At 56.9% G+C, this 19565-nt stretch carries 20 protein-coding genes and 1 tRNA gene; 6 read left to right on the top strand and 15 right to left on the bottom strand.

Annotated elements, in window-relative coordinates; all coding sequences use genetic code 11:
- Positions 1 to 31: 31 nt before the first annotated feature.
- From dapF to J9777_RS03335, 4 genes are read left to right on the top strand one after another with little or no spacing between them, the layout of a single operon-like run.
- Entirely contained in the window at positions 32 to 838 is an 807-nt protein-coding gene (gene dapF, locus J9777_RS03350) for a diaminopimelate epimerase (RefSeq protein WP_209347361.1), read from the top strand.
- Entirely contained in the window at positions 835 to 2037 is a 1203-nt protein-coding gene (locus J9777_RS03345; RefSeq protein ID WP_209347360.1) for a MiaB/RimO family radical SAM methylthiotransferase, read from the top strand. The genes dapF and J9777_RS03345 overlap by 4 nt, the downstream gene beginning before the upstream one ends.
- Positions 2034 to 2957 carry a signal recognition particle-docking protein FtsY gene (gene ftsY, locus J9777_RS03340; RefSeq protein ID WP_209347359.1) on the top strand — a complete coding sequence of 308 codons (924 nt, stop codon included), beginning with the start codon at positions 2034 to 2036 and terminating at the stop codon, positions 2955 to 2957. The genes J9777_RS03345 and ftsY overlap by 4 nt, the downstream gene beginning before the upstream one ends.
- Complete coding sequence (locus tag J9777_RS03335) at positions 2957 to 3625, top strand: inner membrane-spanning protein YciB (RefSeq protein WP_209347358.1); 669 nt, start codon at positions 2957 to 2959, stop codon at positions 3623 to 3625. Before ftsY ends, J9777_RS03335 begins: the two co-directional genes overlap by 1 nt.
- 110 nt (positions 3626 to 3735) lie before the next feature.
- On the opposite strand, the gene J9777_RS03330 is transcribed toward J9777_RS03335, so the two are convergent.
- The 10 genes from J9777_RS03330 to J9777_RS03285 all read right to left on the bottom strand — a co-directional run bounded on the left by J9777_RS03330 (position 3736) and on the right by J9777_RS03285 (position 11923).
- The gene (locus J9777_RS03330) at positions 3736 to 5661 is read right to left on the bottom strand and encodes a potassium transporter Kup (RefSeq protein ID WP_209347357.1); all 1926 of its coding nucleotides are present in this window, start codon (positions 5659 to 5661) and stop codon (positions 3736 to 3738) included.
- 102 nt (positions 5662 to 5763) lie between these two features.
- A complete protein-coding gene (locus J9777_RS03325) occupies positions 5764 to 6417 on the bottom strand; it encodes a tetratricopeptide repeat protein (protein WP_209347356.1) in 654 nt (217 codons plus the stop codon).
- A complete protein-coding gene (locus tag J9777_RS03320; RefSeq protein WP_209347355.1) occupies positions 6414 to 6827 on the bottom strand; it encodes a cytochrome c-type biogenesis protein in 414 nt (137 codons plus the stop codon). Before J9777_RS03320 ends, J9777_RS03325 begins: the two co-directional genes overlap by 4 nt.
- Entirely contained in the window at positions 6824 to 7360 is a 537-nt protein-coding gene (locus tag J9777_RS03315) for a DsbE family thiol:disulfide interchange protein (RefSeq protein WP_209347354.1), read from the bottom strand. The genes J9777_RS03320 and J9777_RS03315 overlap by 4 nt, the downstream gene beginning before the upstream one ends.
- Entirely contained in the window at positions 7357 to 9306 is a 1950-nt protein-coding gene (locus J9777_RS03310; protein WP_209347353.1) for a heme lyase CcmF/NrfE family subunit, read from the bottom strand. The genes J9777_RS03315 and J9777_RS03310 overlap by 4 nt, the downstream gene beginning before the upstream one ends.
- Positions 9303 to 9773 carry a cytochrome c maturation protein CcmE gene (ccmE, locus tag J9777_RS03305; RefSeq protein ID WP_348631924.1) on the bottom strand — a complete coding sequence of 157 codons (471 nt, stop codon included), beginning with the start codon at positions 9771 to 9773 and terminating at the stop codon, positions 9303 to 9305. Before ccmE ends, J9777_RS03310 begins: the two co-directional genes overlap by 4 nt.
- On the bottom strand, positions 9770 to 9910 hold the full coding sequence (gene ccmD, locus J9777_RS03300) for a heme exporter protein CcmD (RefSeq protein ID WP_209347352.1): 141 nt from the start codon (positions 9908 to 9910) through the stop codon (positions 9770 to 9772). The genes ccmE and ccmD overlap by 4 nt, the downstream gene beginning before the upstream one ends.
- Positions 9910 to 10632, bottom strand: coding sequence for a heme ABC transporter permease CcmC (gene ccmC / locus J9777_RS03295; protein ID WP_209347351.1), 723 nt, complete (start codon positions 10630 to 10632; stop codon positions 9910 to 9912). The genes ccmD and ccmC overlap by 1 nt, the downstream gene beginning before the upstream one ends.
- A gap of 82 nt (positions 10633 to 10714) precedes the next feature.
- Entirely contained in the window at positions 10715 to 11782 is a 1068-nt protein-coding gene (locus J9777_RS03290; RefSeq protein WP_209347350.1) for a Glu/Leu/Phe/Val dehydrogenase, read from the bottom strand.
- A 64-nt stretch (positions 11783 to 11846) separates the two neighbouring features.
- Positions 11847 to 11923: transfer RNA gene (locus tag J9777_RS03285), tRNA-His, on the bottom strand.
- 205 nt (positions 11924 to 12128) lie between these two features.
- On the opposite strand from J9777_RS03285, the gene J9777_RS03280 reads away from it, so the two are divergent.
- Together J9777_RS03280 and J9777_RS03275 are read left to right on the top strand one after the other, a co-directional pair.
- The gene (locus J9777_RS03280; protein WP_209347349.1) at positions 12129 to 12761 is read left to right on the top strand and encodes a 2OG-Fe(II) oxygenase; all 633 of its coding nucleotides are present in this window, start codon (positions 12129 to 12131) and stop codon (positions 12759 to 12761) included.
- The gene (locus J9777_RS03275; RefSeq protein ID WP_245228492.1) at positions 12758 to 13300 is read left to right on the top strand and encodes an MOSC domain-containing protein; all 543 of its coding nucleotides are present in this window, start codon (positions 12758 to 12760) and stop codon (positions 13298 to 13300) included. The genes J9777_RS03280 and J9777_RS03275 overlap by 4 nt, the downstream gene beginning before the upstream one ends.
- 17 nt (positions 13301 to 13317) lie before the next feature.
- Here the strand turns inward: J9777_RS03275 and J9777_RS03270 are convergent, their stop codons facing one another.
- The 5 genes from J9777_RS03270 to bamA form a co-directional block, all read right to left on the bottom strand.
- The gene (locus J9777_RS03270; RefSeq protein ID WP_209347347.1) at positions 13318 to 15039 is read right to left on the bottom strand and encodes a glycosyl hydrolase family 28-related protein; all 1722 of its coding nucleotides are present in this window, start codon (positions 15037 to 15039) and stop codon (positions 13318 to 13320) included.
- Between the two features lie 181 nt (positions 15040 to 15220).
- Positions 15221 to 15448 carry a 50S ribosomal protein L31 gene (gene rpmE / locus J9777_RS03265; protein WP_160613663.1) on the bottom strand — a complete coding sequence of 76 codons (228 nt, stop codon included), beginning with the start codon at positions 15446 to 15448 and terminating at the stop codon, positions 15221 to 15223.
- A gap of 98 nt (positions 15449 to 15546) precedes the next feature.
- Complete coding sequence (gene fabZ, locus J9777_RS03260) at positions 15547 to 16029, bottom strand: 3-hydroxyacyl-ACP dehydratase FabZ (RefSeq protein ID WP_209347346.1); 483 nt, start codon at positions 16027 to 16029, stop codon at positions 15547 to 15549.
- Positions 16030 to 16059: 30 nt separating this feature from the next.
- Positions 16060 to 16752, bottom strand: a complete 693-nt coding sequence (locus J9777_RS03255; protein WP_209347345.1) for an OmpH family outer membrane protein — start codon at positions 16750 to 16752, stop codon at positions 16060 to 16062.
- Positions 16752 to 19415 carry an outer membrane protein assembly factor BamA gene (gene bamA / locus J9777_RS03250; protein ID WP_245228491.1) on the bottom strand — a complete coding sequence of 888 codons (2664 nt, stop codon included), beginning with the start codon at positions 19413 to 19415 and terminating at the stop codon, positions 16752 to 16754. The genes J9777_RS03255 and bamA overlap by 1 nt, the downstream gene beginning before the upstream one ends.
- Positions 19416 to 19565 lie beyond the last annotated feature (150 nt).

Raw genomic sequence — 19565 nt, 5'->3', positions numbered from 1 at the left:
CAGCCCCGGCGATGCATAAATGCGCTGGGTAATGCGCATTCCCTTCATCAAGATGCACGGCCTCGGCAATGATTTTATCATGCTCGATGCGCGTGAGGCAGAATTGCCAACCCTGAGCGAGCAAAGCGCAGCTGCGCTTGCCAATCGGCGCTCGGGTGTCGGATGCGATCAACTTATCCTGCTGGAACGATCAAGCAGCGCCGATTTCCGTATGCGGATATTCAACTCGGATGGCGGAGAGGTGGAAGCTTGCGGTAATGCCGCGCGGGCCGTCGCCCTACTCCACGGAGAACCTGCCAAGGTAGAAACTGGCGGTGGGATCATCGAATTATCGCCCACACAAGGCGGTGCGCGGGTCGATATGGGATTTCCTAGGTTTGAGTGGGACAGCATCCCGCTCGACTATGCGATGGACACCGGAGCGATGCCCGTGTCATGGGAAATGCTGAACAATCCCTCCGCTGTAAATGTTGGCAACCCGCATGTGATCTTCTTTGTACGTGATTGCGAAGAGATACCGCTCGATCGGCTCGGGCCAGAGATCGAGAATGACCCGCTATTTCCAGAGCGGATTAACGTGAACGTCGCTGATGTTCGTGACGGCGCGATTAATTTGCGCGTGTGGGAGCGCGGTGCGGGTCTCACCAAAGCTTGCGGAACCGGCGCCTGCGCGACGGCGGTTGCCGCGATCCGGAAGGGCTTAGTGACCTCCCCGGTGCGCGTCCGACTGCCCGGCGGGGAGCTGAACATTGAATGGGCAGACGGTGAATCGATCATTATGGAAGGCCCCGCAACCGAAGCTTTCCGTGGCTCATTCGAGTGGGCGGATTACGCGTGACAAAAGCCGCCACTGCAGAAGTGATCTCTCTCGGTTGCCGGCTCAATATTTCCGAGAGCGAGCAGATCAAGGCCATGCTGGCGGACGAGGACGATATTGTCGTCATTAATAGCTGCGCCGTGACGATGGAAGCGGTTCGGCAAACGCGGCAGACCATTCGCAAAACCCGCAAAGCACGACCAGATGCGCGTCTGCTGGTAACCGGATGCGCAGCCGATATCGAACGCGATCAGCTAAGCGCGATGCCCGAAGTTGACGGTTTAATCGCCAACACCACCAAACTTGATCCCCGCGCATGGAATGTGCCGGTCGAAACAACACCGATTGTCCCGAGCCGCACCCGCGCCTTCGTCACCGTTCAGAACGGTTGCGACCATGCCTGCACCTTCTGCGTTATTCCGCAGGGGCGCGGCAAAAGCCGGTCAATGACAATCCCGCAAGTGCTCGCACAAGTCGAAAAGCATCTGGAGCAAGGCGCCCCTGAAGTCGTACTCACCGGCGTCGATGTCACATCGTGGGGACATGACCTTCCTGACACGCCTGAATTGGGCACAATGGTCGAGGCGGTGCTTAATGCCTTCCCGCAATTGCAACGTCTGCGGATGTCCTCGCTCGACGGGATCGAAATCGATCCACTACTGGAGGAACTGTTTGCGCAGGAACAGCGGCTGATGCCACATCTGCATCTCTCGCTGCAGCATGGCCATGATATGATGCTAAAGCGCATGAAACGCCGACATTTGCGCGCCGACGCCGTTGCTTTGGTCGAGCGGCTGAAAGCGCGCCGCCCGGAAATCGCCATTGGTGCTGATTTGATCGCCGGTTTTCCGACCGAAGATGCCGCAATGCACGCGGAGAACCGTTCGATCATCGAAGCGGTCGATATCGTGCATGGCCACATCTTCCCGTACTCGCCCCGCCCCAACACGCCCGCCGCGCGGATGCCGCAGTTGGAGCGCTCTCTGATCAAGCAACGCGCGGCTGAACTCCGCAGCGATGTGGCCCACCAACGCGATGCGTGGCTCGCGGAGCAAGTCGGCAAACCACTATCAGTCCTCGCCGAACGCGACGAGACAGGCTATGCGCCCAATTTCGCGAGAGTGGCGGTTCCCGAAGGCACTGCGCCGGGCACTATTCTCACAATCACACCGACCGCCTTGGACGCTGGTTTGTTAAGAGATGGGGGCTTGCAACGATGAGCGAAACGAGCTGGAAAGACCGGCTATTCGGCGGCTTCCGCAAAACGTCGGAACGCTTGTCGACCAATCTGACCGAAGTCGTGGGCACGGCGAAGCTCGACGACTCTACACTGGATGATGTCGAAGATGCGTTGATTATGTCGGACCTAGGTCCATCGGCAGCCGCACGTATTCGCGCAAAGCTTTCCGAGAAGAAGTTCGGCCTGAACATCACCGAGACCGAGTTGAAAGAAGCTGTCGCCGAAGAAATCGCCGAGATTTTGCGTCCTGTTGCGGTTCCTATCGAAATCACCGCCTTTCCGCGCCCGCAAGTCCTCCTTGTGATCGGCGTCAATGGCAGCGGCAAAACAACTACCATCGCGAAAATGGCACACCTGTTTCAGGAAGACGATTACGGCGTGATGCTGGCGGCGGGTGACACGTTCCGCGCCGCAGCCATCGGACAGCTGGCGACATGGGCAGAGCGTATCGATGTACCGATCATTCGCGGCCCGGAAGGCGGTGATCCCGCGAGCATCGTGTTTGACGGCGTCAAAGCTGCGACCGATCAAGGAATCGACGCGCTGGTGGTCGACACCGCTGGCCGCCTGCAGAACAAGCGCGAGTTGATGGATGAGCTCGCCAAAATCCGCAAGGTCCTCGGCCGCCTGAACCCAGAAGCGCCGCATGATGTGGTGCTCGTGCTCGACGCCACAAACGGCCAAAACGCCCTCGCCCAGATTGAGACGTTCAAGGAAGTCGCAGGCGTTACCGGCCTGATTATGACCAAGCTGGACGGAACCGCACGCGGCGGTGTTCTGGTCGCAGCAGCAGAGCAATATGGCTTGCCGATTCACGCGATTGGTGTCGGCGAGAAAATTGATGATTTGCGACCATTCGATCCCGATCTGGTCGCCAAAGTGATTGCGGGGGTGGCCTGATGGCTGAAGCAGAAGCGCCAAAGAAACAGAGTTCTGGTTGGCTCAACGTCGCAGTCGATTACGGCCCGTTAGTCGTGTTCTTGGCAGTCTACAAATACTTCGCGCCCGAAGAAAGCGATGCTGTCGGCGAAATTGCTGCAGTCATCAAAGGCACTCTCGCCTTTATGGTGGCCGCCGTGATTGCGCTGGTCTTTTCCAAGGTTAAGCTAGGCAAAGTGTCGCCAATGTTATGGTTCTCGACCGCCTTGATTGTCGGTTTTGGCGGTTTGACGATCTTCTTCGGCGATCCGACATTCGTGCAGCTCAAACCGACAATCATCTACTCGCTGTTCGGCGCCGCACTGGTCATTGGCTGGGCATGGAAGGGGAAGGCTCTGCTCAAAATTCTGCTAGAGGCCGCATTCGAGGGGCTGAGCGATGAAGGCTGGCTGAAACTGTCGCGCAACTGGGGCTTTTTCTTCTTCGCCCTTGCCGGGCTGAATGAAGTTTTGCGCTATCTCTACAATGTCGAAAACGGCACATTCGAGACATGGCTATGGGCCAAGTTCTGGGTGTTTATGCCGCTGACCTTCATCTTTACCTTCACCCAAATCCCGATGCTGATGAAGCATGGCCTGGATGTTGGCGCTGAGGATGATGTGGTGAAGGACGAGCCACCGACGGCTTAATACTTCCAACCGACGTCATTCCCGCGAAAGCGGGAATCCAGGGTGGCTCAGCGATCGACTTCTCTGGATTCCCGCTTTCGCGGGAATGACGAACACCAGGTAAACCAGATCTAAATTCGCACCTGGCTTCCTAGCTCCACAACCCTGTTCGTCGGCAGTCTGAAGAACTCCATCGCGGTCGCTGAATTGCGCAGCATCCACGCGAAGATCTTCTCCCGCCAGATCGGCATGCCCGGCTTGTCGGACGGCAGCAGCGTTTGGCGCGACAGGAAGAAGCTGGTGTGCATCATGTCGAATTCACCGCCGCATACCGCCATGCTTTTCAAGCCTTCGGGCACATCGGTCGCTTCCATAAAGCCGTAATGCAACACGGCCCGGAAGAAGCCGTCGCCAAGATCGTAATACTCGCAGCGTCCGTCCGGATCGACATAGGGTATCTCGGCGATCTGGATCGTCAGGATCACCACCCGCTCGTGCAGCACTTTGTTGTGCTTGATATTGTGCAGCAATGCGGAGGGCACCCCGCCCTTGGCAGACGCCATAAAGATCGCGGTGCCAGGAACGCGAGTTGCGCTGTTTTTGGCCGATTTGGCGAAGATTTCCATCGGCAACGCAACTTCGCTCATACGTTCGCGCATCAGCTTGCGACCACGTGCCCATGTGGTGAGCAATGTAAAGGCGACTGCACCAACCATTAGCGGGAACCAACCGCCATCGGGTACTTTCGCGAGGTTCGCGGCAAAGTAGGCTCCGTCAACGATCAGGAACAGCAGTACGACCGGCGCGGCATACCACCACTTCCATTTCCACACGCCTACCAGCAGCACCGCCATCAGCAACGTATCGATGGTGACCGCACCGGTCACCGCGATGCCGTATGCCGAGGCAAGGTTGGAACTGTTCTGGAACGTCAGGACCAGCACGATGACAGCAATCATCAGCGCCCAGTTCACGATAGGGATGTAAATCTGGCCGCCTTCGGTCTCACTGGTGTGGCGGATCGACAGGCGGGGAATATAGCCCATTTGCATCGCTTGGTGAGTGATCGAGAATGCGCCCGAGATAACCGCTTGGCTGGCGATAAAGGTCGCGAAGGTGGCGAGGAAAACCAGCGGCAAGCGCCATTCCTCGCTTGCCAGGAAGAAGAACGGGCTCTGGATCGCTTCTACTGCCAACTCATTCGGTAGGCCGATAATCATCGCGCCCTGCCCGAAATAATTGAGCAGCAAACACGGCATCACAAAGCCAAACCATGATAACCGCATCGGACCGCGCCCGAAGTGCCCCATATCGGAGTAGAGCGCCTCTGAACCGGTAACCGCCAATACCACCGAACCGAGCGCCAGAAACGCCGTGAAGCCGTCGATAATGAAGAAATTCACCGCGTAATACGGGTTTAGCGCCCATAGGATGTCAGGTGTTTGCACAATCTGCCACGCGCCCATGCTGGCGATAACGGTAAAATAGACGATCATCACCGGCGCAAACAGCGCACCGACCTTCGCTGTACCCCGCTTTTGCAGCACGAACAGGAAGATCAGCAGGACCAGTGCAATCGGTATCACGTAGTCGGACAGGCCTTCATCGACCACTGTCAGACCTTCAACAGCGGACAGCACCGAAATCGCCGGCGTGATCATGCTGTCGCCATAAAACAGCGATGTCGCAAATACGCCGAGCAGCACCGCGACCCAGCCATATTTCTTGCCGCTAATATGGCTCGAAATCAGCGCGACCAAGGCGAGGCTACCGCCCTGCCCCTTATTATCGGCACGCATCAGGATGGTGACATATTGGATCGCCACAACCAGGGTCATCGACCAGAAAATCAGACTGATAACGCCGAGCACATGCGCGGTGTCGAGCGCCAGCGGGTGCGGGCCAACAAATGTCTCACGAAAGGCGTAAAGCGGACTGGTGCCGATATCACCGAACACAATACCGATCGCACCAACGGCAAGCGCAGCTTTCGAGGCGCTATGCCCCGTTTGCGAGCCCGGCGGCGGTTGAACACTATGTGTCGAGGCTTCTGCCATAAATCAGGTATCCCGATTGCGTCTAAACGGCGCGCAATCAATCACCAGTCGAAAGGCGGCGGCCACTAGCAGCTACGCTTGTGCACCGCAACACGCAGTTGGCTACTGTCCCGGCGTCACCTGTTGTTGCCCGCCCATTTGTGCAAGCATCGCATCGAGCCGCTCCAAGCGTAGCTTCATTGGCTCGACCCATTCTGCGTCCTCAGGCGCGTTCTCGATCAGTTGAGCCCAAACGCCACGCGCCTCTGTTGCCCGGCCCGACCGCAATAGGCCAATCCCAAGGAAATAGGCCGAGGCGGGGTTCTGCGGGGCGATCTGCTCCGCTTGTGAGTAGGCATAAAGCGCGGCCGGCGTCAGCGAGCCGTCGGCGTGTTCAACCAGTGCATTGCCTAGACCTACCCATGCCTCGACATCATTCGGGTTTTCGCTGATCGCATTGCGCATCCATCCTGCAGCATCCTCGAACTGCCCGTTGCGCGCAAATCCATCGGAGGAAATGACATACCGGCTGGGCAAGCTATCCATGCCGAAGAATTCCCGCCGTGCATCGACCATCGCCGCGTTGTTGGGATTGGCTTCCGGGACGTTCTCGGTCGGTGAACCTGCATAACCGGGCGAACCGTGCATAGCGTAACCTGCCAACCCGAAGAGTAGCGCAGCGCCGAATAAAGCCCAGCCGCTTTTTGGCAGTTTTAGGACGAACGCTGCCACTAGAAATGCAGCCAAAGCCAGCGCGATAACCGGGAGCCAGCTCATGATGCTTTCCTCAAACGACGCCACAGGATCAGGCCAGCAACCAGCAGCAGCAGAACCGGTACAGCAAATAATGGCCACGTAGTTTCGCTAACCGTTGGGGCGTAGCTGACATAATCGCCATAGCGCTCCACCAGCCATGCGCGGATCGCCTCAGGCTCCTCACCCGCTTGAATACGGCTGCGGACTTGATGACGCATATCGCCAGCCATCGGGGCGTCGCTATCGGCAATCGATTGGCTTTGACATTTGAGACAGCGCAGCGTTTCCATGAGCGCCTGAGCAGCCTCCTCCTGCGCCGGGTCTTCCAGTTGTTCGTATGCAAGTGGCGCGGGCGGAAGTGATTGCTGTGCGGCTAATGGAAGCGCGAACAGGGACAACACAGCCAATATTGAGGCAATTGCACGGTTCATGCCCCGGCCCCGGCCTCCGCCAATTTCTGCAGAAGCACTGGAACATGCTCCGCCCGAACATCGCCGAGATGCTGGTGCCTGATGATGCCATTTCCATCGACCACGAAAGTCTCTGGTACGCCAGACGAACCAATGCTCAGTTGGATTTCCGACAGATCATCGGCGCCGATTTTGGTGTACGGATTGCCATACTGATTGAGGAACCGCGCAACATCTTCAGGACGGTCACGGATTGCGACGCCGACGATCTCCACGCCTTGCCGCTTGAGAACGTCCAGATGCGGTGCCTCTGCAATGCAGGGCACGCACCAACTCGCCCAAATGTTGAGCAGTTTCGGCTTGCCGTCCTTCAGATCAGCGATCGACACCCCTGGAAGCTCAGCCAAAGCTGGACGCAGTTCAAAATCGGGCACCGGTTTACCAACCATAGTGCTCTCGACAAATTCATCCTTGGGTTGAGTCAGCTGATATGCCGCCACTCCGCAGAACAGCAGGAAAATCGCAAGCGGAATCCAGACTTTCAGACTGGTCATAGCGCGGCGGCCTCCTTCGCCCGGTCTGCCTGACGCGATTTGACATAGCGCCGCTTAAGGTCAGTGCGGAGCCTTCCTATCAAAGCGAGCAAACCGCCCAGTGCGATCAGAATGCCGCCATACCAGATGAAGGTCACAAACGGCTTCCACCACAGGCGTAACTGCCAACGGCCATCAGCGGCTTGGTTACCAATCACAGCATAAAGCTGTCCGTTCCAACGGGTTGCAAGCGTGCTTTCGGTTGTTTCCTGCGGCGGAGCCCAGAAGTTGCGCGATTCCGGAGTGAGTATCACCGGATCACCGCCATCATAGCTCGCCGCCAAACGCCCTTGAATAGCGGTCCAGTTCGGGCCAGCGACCGGAGCAACTTGCTCCAAGTTGACATTCCATGGACCTACCTGAGCGCTTTCGCCGACAGGTACAGCCGCCAGTTTCTCCTCAGAGAATGCAGTCTCACTCGCCATGCCGAAGAGCGCGACGGCAATGCCGAAATGCGCGATCACCATGCCCCACAGGGAGAGCGGCGCACGCATCAAATTGCGCCCTCTGAGCGGTAGGAAGCTTCCCACGGCCAGTCCCGCTGCAACGGCGAGGCCAAGGACCGGCAGCAATCCATATGACCCAAGGATCAGGACCAGTGCCAAAACTGCCAGCATAATCGCCGCGACTATCGCAACCGAGTTTTTGATCCGCGCGAAACTGTCACCGCGCCAGCGCAGCAGCGGGCCGACCGCCATAATCAGAAGCATCGGGATGGTGAAGATCGCACCGACAGGATTGAAATATGGAGGTCCGACCGAAACGCGAACGTCAAATGCCTCGGTCAGCAACGGATAGAGCGTGCCGAGCAGCACAATGCCAAGCAGCGCGCTCAGCATCACATTGTTGAACACCAGCGCCCCTTCGCGGCTTGTTACGGAGAACCGTTCGCCCTCGGAAACGGTATTTGCGCGCAATGCAAACAGCAGCAACGAACCGCCAATGTAGAGCAGCAGCAGCACTAGAATAAATGACCCACGCTCCGGATCCACAGCGAACGCGTGAACCGAAGTCAGAATACCGGAACGGACAAGGAATGTGCCCAGCATCGACATCGAGAACGCGATTACGCCGAGCATAATCGTCCACGTCCTGAGCGCATCACGCGCTGCCAACACTCCGACCGAATGCAACAACGCCGTCGCTGCCAGCCATGGCATCAGCGATGCGTTTTCAACCGGGTCCCAGAACCACCAGCCACCCCAGCCCAGCTCGTAATACGCCCAATAACTGCCTGCGGTGATGCCCAACGTTAGGAATATCCACGCGCCCAATACCCATGGCCGCATCGCGCGGGCAAAGTTCGGGTTGACTTGCCGCGTCAGCAGCGCGCCAACAGCAAAACTAAACGCCACTGACAGGCCAACATAGCCAAAATACAAAGTCGGCGGATGGAAGGCGAGCCCGATATCCTGCAGCAGCGGGTTAAGTCCAATTCCTTCCAACGCGGGCTGTGGCAGGCGTTCAAAGGGATTCGAGCTCAGCAACAAGAACGCATAAAAACCAAGACCGACAAAGGCTTGCGCAGAAAGCGTGGCCAACATCGTCTTTTCGGGTAGCCGTCGTTCAACCAGTGCAATCAGTCCACCTGCGAGTGCCATAACGGTCACCCACAAAAGCATCGAACCTTCATGATTGCCCCATGCACCAGCCAGCTTGAACACCAATGGTTTCGCCGAGTGAGAGTTTGTTGCGACCAGTTTGACCGAGAGATCGGTCACATAAAACAGCCACAGCAGCATCAGGAATGCGAAACCGGCCAACACCCCCTGCATAATCGCGGCAGGACGAACGAGACGCGCGATCTCACTCGCTTCTTTGCGCTGCGCTAAGACGCCGCCCAGCAATTGCAGCGCGGACAAAGCCGCCGCCAGCCAAAGAGCAGCAAGGCCCAGCTCTGCGATCAAGTCACAGACTCCAGCGTCTCGAGTGTCTTGTCGGGCGAATGCTGGTCCATGTCCTGCAATTCGCGCGGAACGTAATTCTCGTCATGCTTAGCGAGCAGCTCATCAGCAATAAATGTGCCGTCCGGATCCATGCGGCCATCGGCGACGACACCCGACCCCTCAACAAACAGATCGGGTAGAATGCCGGTATAGCGCACCGGCACGGTCGAGCTTTCTTTGTCAGTCACCGTGAACGACACAGTGATCCCGTCTGCCATTGTCGAGAGTGATCCTTCTTGTACCATTCCGCCCAGGCGAATGGCCTGACCCGGTGCAGGCGGATTGGCGGCAATCTGATCCGGCGTATAGAACAGGCTCGCTTCGTTACGCAGTGCATAAGATGCGAGCAGACCCGCCCCAATAATGGCAATCAGCGCAATAATGATCAGCACCAGACGCTGATGCTTTGCCTTCAGAACAGAACTCACTTGCGTTTCACCTCTTCACGGCGTTTCTCGGCCTTGCGCATCGACGCCCAACTCCAGGCGACCAGAGCGAGCACTGCCACAATACCGACAGCATATGACGCAATCACGAAATCCCATTGCGGCAAATTCTCGCGCATTATTCGCTCCCTGACGCTTTGCGGCGAAGACGCGCCTCGGTTTGAATTTCCGCAAGCAGTGCGCGCATCCGGGCCAATACTACTCCGCCAAACAGCAGCGAGAAGCCGAGAACGGCCACTCCAAGCGGAATGAGGAATGCCGGGTCAATTGCGCTTTTGCCAACGGTAATGCTCGGCGGTTGATGGATCGAATTCCACCACACTACCGAGCGGTTGATGATCGGAATATTGATCGCACCGACAAGACCAAAGATTGCCGGGATACGGCTCGACCCGCCTTCGCGGCTAACCGCCTGCGCCAGTGCAATATATCCGAAGTAAAGGAACAGCAGGACGAGCATCGACGTGAGCCGGCCATCCCATTCCCACCATGTTCCCCACGTGGGTCGTCCCCAAATTGAGCCAGTGATCAGGCATAATGCGGTAAATACCGCGCCGGGCACCGCCGCAGCGCGCGCCGCAAGGCTCGCCAGCGGGTGCTTCCACACCAGCAATACCAGGCTGGAAATCGCAATCGCAGTCCAACCGCCCATACCCAGCCAAGCGGCCGGCACGTGGATGAATAAGATGCGTACGGTCTCCCCCATCAGGCGGTCAGGCGGAACAAAGAATAGGCCCCAAACCAAGGCAATTGTCGCCAAGGCAAGTCCACTGACCAGCAGAAGCGGCGTGAGCCACTTCGCCAGAGCTAGAAAACGTTTGGGATTCGCAAAGCCGTGCATGATTTCAAGCACTAGCTTTTACAGGTGATGCTAGGGGTAGCAAGCAATGATCGACCAGTATGCTCAATGGTCGAATCCCCCGTCAGCCGCGCCCGATCAGTTTTTGCGCCATCCGGTCGGCAACTGCATCAGATGAAACGCCAGTGCTGGCGCTTTCCTGCCATATCTCTTCGAGTCGCCCCGGGATCTGCGCGATCCGCTTGCGTACCTCGTTGATATCGCAGGGTTCGCCGTGCTGCTTGCACAGATATTCCATCGCAACGCTGATGATACCGCCTGCATTGATGACGTAATCTGGCGCATAGAGAATACCCCGATCCGCAAGCTGTTGGCCATGCCCCTGACGCGCGAGCTGGTTGTTCGCCCCGCCCGCAACAATCGGCGTGTCCAACCGGGCAATTCCCTCGTCGTCCAAAATTGCGCCCAGTGCATTGGGGCTGAACACGTCGCACGAGACGCTCATTATTCCGTCAGACGCTGCGAATTCGCCACCCAACTCGCTTGCCAAGGCCTTTGCGCGATCTTCATTGATGTCCGAAAGTGTCAGCTTCGCGCCATCATGAGCTAGCAGACGGGCAACGCCGCCGCCAACGCTGCCGATACCCTGAATAGCGATGTGGACGCCTTTAACAGTATCTTTGCCGAGCTTGTGCTGCACAGCGGCTTTGATGCCGTGATAGATGCCCATGGCAGTAAATGGCCCGGGATCGCCGCCAGCGGCGTCATCGCCGGTAACTGGCAGCCCGGAAACATAATCTGTGCGCTTGGACACAGCGACCATATCGGCTTCGCTGATGCCAACATCTTCCGCCGTTACATAACGACCACCAAGCGCATTCACCGCATCGCCGAATGCTGCCAGCATTTCGGGCGTCTTTGTGCGGTCCTTGTCAGCCAAGATCACTGCTTTGCCGCCGCCCATAGGCAGGCCGGCCATCGCATTCTTGTAGCTCATACCGCGGCTCAGTCGCAGTGCGTCACGGATTGCGTCTTTGGGTTCGGCGTAGTGCCAGAAGCGTGTGCCACCCGCGCCGGGGCCAAGATGCGTTGAATGGAGCGCAATAATAGCTGTCAGACCGGAATTGCGATCGCGCACGAGCTGAACGTGCTCGTGATCATCAAAATCTGCTTCGGTCCAGAATGCCGTCATCTGCATTGCCCCAATTGCGCAGCGGTGTATCCGCGCTGGTTTTGACGGCCAAAAAGGGAAAGAATGGGGCGACCGAGGGAGCTCGAATCCCCGACCTCCGGTACCACAAACCGGCGCTCTAACCAACTGAGCTACGGTCGCCACAATTCTGTCCGCATCGTCTTTTGAAGCCGTGCTGTCGGGCCTGTTAGCCCTGCACGCCGCGCGGTCAAGCCGCTTCCGATGCGGGCGCGAGCCAATTGCATAGGTTTTGTAATTTGGGAAGCGAAAACTGCATTCCGGGACGCTTCGCGCAACATTATTACGCGGCTTGCGAAGTCGCTCTGGCTGGGTAACACTCCGTAGCATGGGATTGGCGGGCGAATCTTCGGCAGAGAAGCTGCTTATGCGTAGTGGTATCCAGCGCGTCCCCTCGCCCAAGGTCGAGATATTCCAATTGCGCGATTTCGTTACACCAGACCTATGCAAGCGCCTGATCGCACGGATTGATGCAGAGCGCCGCCCCTCAACCATCGCCGATGACAATGGCGATCAATATTTCCGTACCAGCGAAACCTGCGACCTAGCGCCCGATGCGCCTGCCGTGGTTGAGATGGAGGCGCTGCTCGCCGAGTTATCAGGAATAGACCCCAAACATGGCGAACCGCTGCAAGGCCAACGCTATGATGTCGGGCAGGAATTCAAACCGCACACCGATTATTTTGCGCCCGATGGACAGGATTTCCAAAAATACTGCTCGGTCGCCGGGCAGCGCACCTGGACTTTCATGATCTATCTCAACGATGTCGATGCTGGCGGCGGCACCCGATTCAAAGCGATCAACAAGATTTTCAAGCCGGAGGCGGGGAAGCTGCTTTGCTGGAACAATCGCCGCTCTGATGGCCGGGTCAATCCCAATACGCTGCACCACGGGATGAAAGTGCGTAAGGGCCTGAAATATGTCCTGACCAAGTGGTACCGTGAGCGGGAATGGGGATGACTGCGGCGCATGTCCTCGCCGTGGCTAAAGATGGGACTCATCGATTCTCTAAACAGGTGGTCGACGCGATTACGATTCGTGCGGGCTACGGCGTCGAAGGGGATGCGCATGCGGGTGACCGGGTTCAACACCTCTCGCGCGTCGTAGCAAATCCCGATCAACCCAATTTACGCCAAGTCCACCTGATCCATTCCGAACTGTTCGAGGAACTTGGCCGGAAAGGCTATACAATCGCTCCCGCTGATCTGGGCGAAAACATCACGACGCGCGGAATAGATCTGCTCGACCTATCGCGCGGAACGTTGCTCCATATCGGCGGGAGCGCAGTTCTTCGAGTCACTGGCCTGCGCAACCCGTGCAAGCAGATCGAGAACTTCCGATCAGGGTTGCTAAGCGAAGTGATCGAGAAATCGCCCGATGGTCTCATTCGCAAGGCCGGAATCATGACCGTTGCGATTGACGGCGGTGTCGTGCGCGCCAAAGACGTCATCCGGATTGAACAACCCGACGGTCCACATATACCGCTAGAACGCGTTTGAAGAATTAGCCCCCCAAACTACGGGCTGAACTTTCCTTCACCCGCCCACGCTGCCAGCTCAGTCCAGATGGGGCCACTGCGCTGTGCAGGTAAGGTGATATTCGTCACCGCCTGTACCCCAAGACGGTCCTCAAGCTGCTGTAGATAAAGGCTGCGCACCGCGACACGTGATCCGGCGTTTTGGATCATTCCGTCTGCTTCGCCCGGTGAAAAACTGCCATCGATCCGGTTGCCGACAATTCCAACCGCCCAATTCATAGCGAAGGGCGGTGTTTGCAGCACATACTCATCAAGCTCGCTGTTCCACAGTAATTGCTGCGCGCCCGCCCATCCGTGACCCGAGCCCGAGGTCGTACGGTTTTGAACACGGAGCAAACTGTCCTTCACATTGTCGAAAAGCGTTCCTGTCGCCCAACGATGATGAGGCCCGCTATCATTGGTGCTGTTTTCGGCGAGGCAATCGAGGAACACATTGGGACCAGTCGCGCGCGATCCGGAAGTGAAGCTGTGGCGCCCTTCACGGCTGTAGCAGCGCTGGAAAAAATTCTGCCCAGCGTCTTTGAAATCAAACGCATAATGCTGCCCGCCGACCACTTCAAAATCGGGATCAATGAAAGCCACATCCTGCATCGTGTTGAACCGCGCACCGTCGTAGAAATTGAATGCCTGGGAGAAAAAACGTGATGTCACATCGCGCACCCAGCTGTTCTCGACTTCCGCGAAAGCGATCGCGAAGAATGCCCGATCTTCGCGTGTTACATCCGCATAATCGAGCGTTTGAAGCCGTAGATTTTCAACACCAACTTGCTGCAATCGGGCGGTGGTATCCGTCCGATAGACATAGCCGCCGCCAAATTGCGTCTCGATCGCATCAGTAACCGGCGCATCGAAGGTGATTGTGTTCCCGGAAACACCCGTAACCGTGCGCTCGATCGCAAGTGCGTAGCTGCCCGTATCCCATCCATATTGCGCCATATTGACGCCGCTCGCACCCAGCCACGTGTCGTTTGGCGTCCGCACAATCGCAATCGGATCACCGGAGGCGAAGCCGCTCGCATCTGCAACGTCCACGCTGACCGTGCCTACCGGGACAAAGCTCTGCGTTATGTCGGTTTGGGCTGGGTTCGCTGCAGCGGTCGGACGCCGGCCTGACCCTTGTCCGCGAACCACGATCAGTGTGGATTGCGGTGTCGTCGTGGTCGCGGTGAGCACGGTACCATTGGCACCCTGCCCTTCGCCGCGCAGAACTACTCCGCCGGTTGTGATTTCTATCGGTCCACTGACCTGATATTCCCCCGCCAACAACAACACCGCCCCGCGAATACCGCGGCCATCGGCGGGCAAAGCAGCGACTGCATCAATCGCAGCCTGAATTGCCGCACGATTGTCACCAGCTTGCGGACTAAGCGTCTGCTGTACGGCAACACTGGCATAGCTCGGCAAAGCGACACCGCCACCGCCATATCCTGCATGGGAAAAATCAGGCAGCATATTGTCTGCGTTGGCTTGAGTGTGATTGGCATAGAGCGCGTAGTGCAAAGCACCGGTTTGCGGATCAAGGCTGGCAAGCGGTGCGCCCGCATCCGTATTAACCGCGCGACCAAACTGAAAACCGCTTGTTGTTGGCGTTGGTGTGGGGGTTGGCGTGGGAGACGGCGTTGGTGTGCCCCCAGTAATAGGCGTCGAAACGCTGGGGCTACCATCGGATCCACCGCAGCCATGAAGGACAAGCGCGGACATGCCCAAAGCCAACAATCGGTGCGATAAATGCATCAAGAAGCCCCCAAAACCGGAACCAGTTATGACCGGTTTGATCGATTTGCCAACCCCGCTAATCAGCGTCTCTGATCACTCGCAAACCCCCAAACGAAAAAAGGCGATCCCGCAGGACCGCCCTTTTCTATTTCGATCGAAGTACGATTTACTTCTTTTTGAGTGACAGACCGCCAAAGCGCTGGTTGAATTTGGCAACGCGGCCGCCTTCTTGCAGCTGTTGTTTACCGCCGGTCCACGCAGGGTGGCTGGTCGGGTCGATTTCGAGCGACAAAGTGTCACCTTCGCTGCCCCATGTGGAGCGCGTTTGAAACTCGGTACCATCGGTCATTTTGACCGTGATCATGTGGTAATCGGGATGTCCTTCGGCCTTCATGGCATATGTCCTTTATGCATTCGCCCCGGTTCCGACCGGAGCTGCAATTGAAATAAGATGCGCGCCAGTAACGGTGGCGCGAGTGTTTGGCAAGAAAATTACGCGGTGGGTGGATCAGCGATCATCGCGGTAAATTCGACCTGGCAGGTCACCTTGCCCTCCACACTAGCCACACCTTTGAATTTATAGACACGGCTGCGTTTTTGGACGAATTCGACATGCATATCGAGCAGACAGCCCGGCGTTACAGGTGAACGGAACTTGGCGTTCTCGATTCCCATGAAAAACACCAGCTTGCCTGTGCCCGCCAATTCCAGGGTTTCGATCCCCAAAATCGCAGCGGCTTGCGCCATCGCTTCGATCTGAAGTACGCCGGGCATAATTGGCGCACCGGGGAAATGCCCCTGGAAAAATTCCTCATTGAAGGACACAGCCTTCACCGCGTGAATTTTCTCGCCCAGTTCCAGTGACTTGACGCGATCTACCAGAAGTAGCGGATAGCGGTGCGGCAGAGCCTTGAGTATCTTTTGAATGTCATAAGCGGCCCCAGCATTTTCGTTGGCGCCATTGTCGGTACTCATAGCCCTGCCCCCAAGGATCTATCGTGTGTCTTAACGGCCAGTCGGCGCTGGCTGCGCCGGTGCGGCTTGCTGTTGCTGCTGCGCTTGCTGAATTGCCTGACGCTGCGCTGCGGCAAGGATAATCTGCTGAACCGCCTGATGCGTATCGACAGTATTCTGACGCGGACGGTAGCCTTGTGGCGGCGTAGTAGCGACCGCTGGCAGACGCTGATTGACGACAGCCAGAATATCATCGGTTACGTCGATACCTTCGGCGGCATATTGGAATGCTTCCGGCGCGAGCATCACTTGAATGTTCTTCGCTTGGATGACCTGCGTTTGGGCATTGCCGTAATCATTGATCAACTGCTCGATCACGTAATATTGTGCCAAAGCAATCGGTGCGCTGAGCGTATCAACGGTGGTTTGGTTAGCCTGAATTTGATCACGAACCGTCGGGTTTGCATCTACTTCAGCCTGTGTCAGCTGACCATCGCTATTCGTGTCGAGACTCTGCGTTTGTGTAGCAATCTGCTGACGCAATGTGCTGATCTGCTGGATCTGGGTCGCATAAGTTGTGTTGATCGCCGAGTAACCAGCGATACGCGCGGCGGAGCGAACCATTACGATTTCTGGCGTACTCGTTGCGATTCCAGCTACTTGTGCCTGAACGGGCGCTGCCATAGGAGCCATGACGGCCATAGCGAGACCAGCAGCAAGTGCCGGTTTAATAAGAGTTTTCATTAGAATTGAGTTCCTACATTGAAGGAGAATTTTTTGGTGTCGTCGCCCGGTTGCTTACGCAACGCGTGGGCGAAATCGATCCGGAACGGTCCAAACGGAGAGTTCCAGTTAACCCCGACGCCAATCGTGACGCGAGGTGAAGCGGAGTCGCCCAAGAACACTTCTTGGAACGGTGCAATAGTCCGGTTGAGCGGCGAAAGGGCATTGCCCATGTCATCTACCGTATCTGTGGTCGGCAAGCCTGCAGCGGTCACAAACAGCGGATTACCGCTATTGTCACGCAGTTGGAATGCCAGTCCGCCTGGGAACGGGCTCTGTTGCAATTGCGGTGTGGTCACGTTGAACAACGCACCTACATCCATAAAGATCGACGGACGCAAGCCCAACTCACGAGCCCCTGTGCCGAGCGGAATTTCAAGCTCTGCGCGGCCAAGATAGTAAGCGTTACCACCAATCGCATCGTCAGAAATCTGGTCGCGATCGGTGATAAGCAATGGATTGCCATTGCCGTCATCGCGAATTGGCTGGCGCAAAACGCGCGGACCGACGCCGCGAATATCGAACCCGCGAATCTGCGGCTCACCAAGGAAAAAACGGTCGGTCAGAAGAACATCCGCACCGCCCCAAGCGTTGATCGCACCACCTTCGGCCGAAACCGAGAAGATGAAGCCGTTGAACACATTCCAATAACGTTTCGCATTGGCGCGGTTACGAATATATTTCACCGAACCGCCCAATCCGGCAATTTCGGTAGTCAAAGATACACTGGAGCCGCGCGTCGGACGGAACCGGCTGTCCAAATTGTCGTATGCCAGTGTCACACCGAGAATTGAACTGACACGCTGACCAATCGCTTCGCACAAGAAGCGGCCTGCAATCAGTGGTTCACAGGTACGTACCCCGTCGCCGTCCAGATCGGCGAAGAACTGGTTCTCATCGAGCGTAACGTCATCATAATTGAACGTATAGCTGCCAACCAGCGACATGTACTCTGACAACGGAACACCGACGCGAAGCGAAGCACCCGTGGTCGATTGCCGAAACGTTGTATTCCGATCGCTACCGGTAAAGTTGAAGCTGTTGAAATCGCGGCGGTACAAATCGACACCGGCTGAGATGTTGCGGTCAAACACATAAGGCTCTGTGAAGCTCAGATTGAACGAGCGTGAGAAGCGCGAATAGTTGACGCTTGCGCCAACGGTCTGACCACGTCCGCGGAAGTTCCGCTGACGGATCGAAGCCGACAGAATGAAGCTTTCAATCGAGGAGAAGCCGGCCGAAAGCTGCAATTCGCCCGTCGGGTTCTCTTCGACGTTAGCCTCAAGAACAATCCGGTCAGGCGCACTGCCGTCTTTCTGCTCAATTTCGAAATTTTCTTGGAAGAAGCCAAGCGACTTAATCCGGTTGGTCGAACGCTTCACACCAATGGAGTTGAACGCATCACCTTCGGAGATACGGAATTCGCGGCGCAAAACCTTGTCCTGCGTCAGCGTATTGCCGTTCACATCAATCCGCTCGACATAAACGCGCGGTGCTTCGTTTAGGACAAAGGTGATGCCCATTGTGAGATCTTCTTTGCTCCGCTGGAATTGCGGGCGCACATCAGCGAATGCGTAGCCGAATGTACCGGCCAGTTCGCTAAGTTGCTCAACCGTATCTTCGATCAGCTTCGCGTCATAAAAATCGCCGGTTTTCATAGGCAGCCGGTCGCTCATCAAATCGCTGTCGAAATCGCGGATCTGACTGTCGACCGCCACTTCGCCGAATTTGTAGCGTTCGCCTTCCTCGACCACATAAGTGATGATGAAGTCTTTTTTGTCCGGCGTAAGTTCCGCCACCGCCGAAACAACGCGGAAATCGGCATAGCCTTCGGTCAAATAGAACTGACGCAGCTTTTGCTGGTCGAATGCCAGACGGTCAGGGTCATAGCTGGTGTTGGAACTGAAGAAGGTGGTGAAGCGCGATTGCTTGGTCACCATCTCGCCGCGCAACGTGCCATCGGAGAAAATTTCGTTGCCGATGATATTGATCTGGCGAACTTTGGATTTCGGTCCTTCGCTGATCTCGTAGACCACATCGACGCGGTTCTGGCTCAACTCGACAATCTTCGGCTCAACCGTAGCCGCGAAACGACCGCCGCGCTTGTACAGCTCGACAATACGGGCAGTATCCGCACGCACTTTGGAACGAGTGAAAATTTGCCGCGGTGCCAGCTTGATTTCGGGGACGATTTTGTCATTCTTGATGCGCTTATTGCCTTCAAGAATGATACGGTTGATCACCGGATTTTCGACGACCTCGATGATGACATTACCGCCATCGTTTCGCACGCTGGCGTTGGAGAACAACTCGGTTGCGTACAGCTCTTTCAACGCTTGGTCGGCTGCGGCCTGCGAATAGGGCTGGCCCGGGCGCAGCGTAATGTAGCTCAGGATCGTTTGCGGCTCGAGCCGCTGTGAGCCGGTAATCGCAATAGACCGGATAGTATCCGGGCTCGGTGCGGCCAGCGGAGCGGGAGCCGGCTGTTCGCCAGCACCCTCTTCTGTGGCCTGCGTTCCAGCTGTTTGCGCCAAAGCGATACTCGGCATTCCGCCCAGCATAGTTCCGCCAAGCAGAGCCAGCGCCAGCCGGCGACCATTTGTCATTGCTGTATCGCCGCGCATGTTACGTCCATTCATAGACACGGATATCCCGTCCAATAAAAATTTCGTTCTCAAATCACTCGACCTGTCGGCCAAGATGCGTGTTGCCGCCCTTGCCCGATGCAGTGCCCCCAATCAAGCGGTGTAAGAACCCACTCCCCTGCGTACATC

This window comes from Pontixanthobacter sp. CEM42, assembly GCF_017812015.1.
Lineage (GTDB): Bacteria > Pseudomonadota > Alphaproteobacteria > Sphingomonadales > Sphingomonadaceae > Pontixanthobacter.
This window is presented reverse-complemented; position numbering and strand designations above follow the sequence as displayed.

Bases quoted from the DNA above. Each gene is read 5' to 3' on its own strand.
- rpmE (WP_160613663.1), bottom strand. From the start codon at position 15,448: ATGAAGGCCGAAGGACATCCCGATTACCACATGATCACGGTCAAAATG.
- bamA (WP_245228491.1), bottom strand. From the start codon at position 19,415: ATGCGCGGCGATACAGCAATGACAAATGGTCGCCGGCTGGCGCTGGCT.
- J9777_RS03330 (WP_209347357.1), bottom strand. From the start codon at position 5,661: ATGGCAGAAGCCTCGACACATAGTGTTCAACCGCCGCCGGGCTCGCAA.
- J9777_RS03290 (WP_209347350.1), bottom strand. From the start codon at position 11,782: ATGACGGCATTCTGGACCGAAGCAGATTTTGATGATCACGAGCACGTT.
- J9777_RS03335 (WP_209347358.1), top strand. From the start codon at position 2,957: ATGGCTGAAGCAGAAGCGCCAAAGAAACAGAGTTCTGGTTGGCTCAAC.
- J9777_RS03255 (WP_209347345.1), bottom strand. From the start codon at position 16,752: ATGAAAACTCTTATTAAACCGGCACTTGCTGCTGGTCTCGCTATGGCC.
- J9777_RS03275 (WP_245228492.1), top strand. From the start codon at position 12,758: ATGACTGCGGCGCATGTCCTCGCCGTGGCTAAAGATGGGACTCATCGA.
- ccmD (WP_209347352.1), bottom strand. From the start codon at position 9,910: ATGCGCGAGAATTTGCCGCAATGGGATTTCGTGATTGCGTCATATGCT.
- fabZ (WP_209347346.1), bottom strand. From the start codon at position 16,029: ATGAGTACCGACAATGGCGCCAACGAAAATGCTGGGGCCGCTTATGAC.
- ftsY (WP_209347359.1), top strand. From the start codon at position 2,034: ATGAGCGAAACGAGCTGGAAAGACCGGCTATTCGGCGGCTTCCGCAAA.
- J9777_RS03280 (WP_209347349.1), top strand. From the start codon at position 12,129: ATGGGATTGGCGGGCGAATCTTCGGCAGAGAAGCTGCTTATGCGTAGT.
- J9777_RS03325 (WP_209347356.1), bottom strand. From the start codon at position 6,417: ATGAGCTGGCTCCCGGTTATCGCGCTGGCTTTGGCTGCATTTCTAGTG.
- J9777_RS03315 (WP_209347354.1), bottom strand. From the start codon at position 7,360: ATGACCAGTCTGAAAGTCTGGATTCCGCTTGCGATTTTCCTGCTGTTC.
- dapF (WP_209347361.1), top strand. From the start codon at position 32: ATGCGCATTCCCTTCATCAAGATGCACGGCCTCGGCAATGATTTTATC.
- J9777_RS03270 (WP_209347347.1), bottom strand. From the start codon at position 15,039: ATGTCCGCGCTTGTCCTTCATGGCTGCGGTGGATCCGATGGTAGCCCC.
- J9777_RS03320 (WP_209347355.1), bottom strand. From the start codon at position 6,827: ATGAACCGTGCAATTGCCTCAATATTGGCTGTGTTGTCCCTGTTCGCG.
- ccmC (WP_209347351.1), bottom strand. From the start codon at position 10,632: ATGCACGGCTTTGCGAATCCCAAACGTTTTCTAGCTCTGGCGAAGTGG.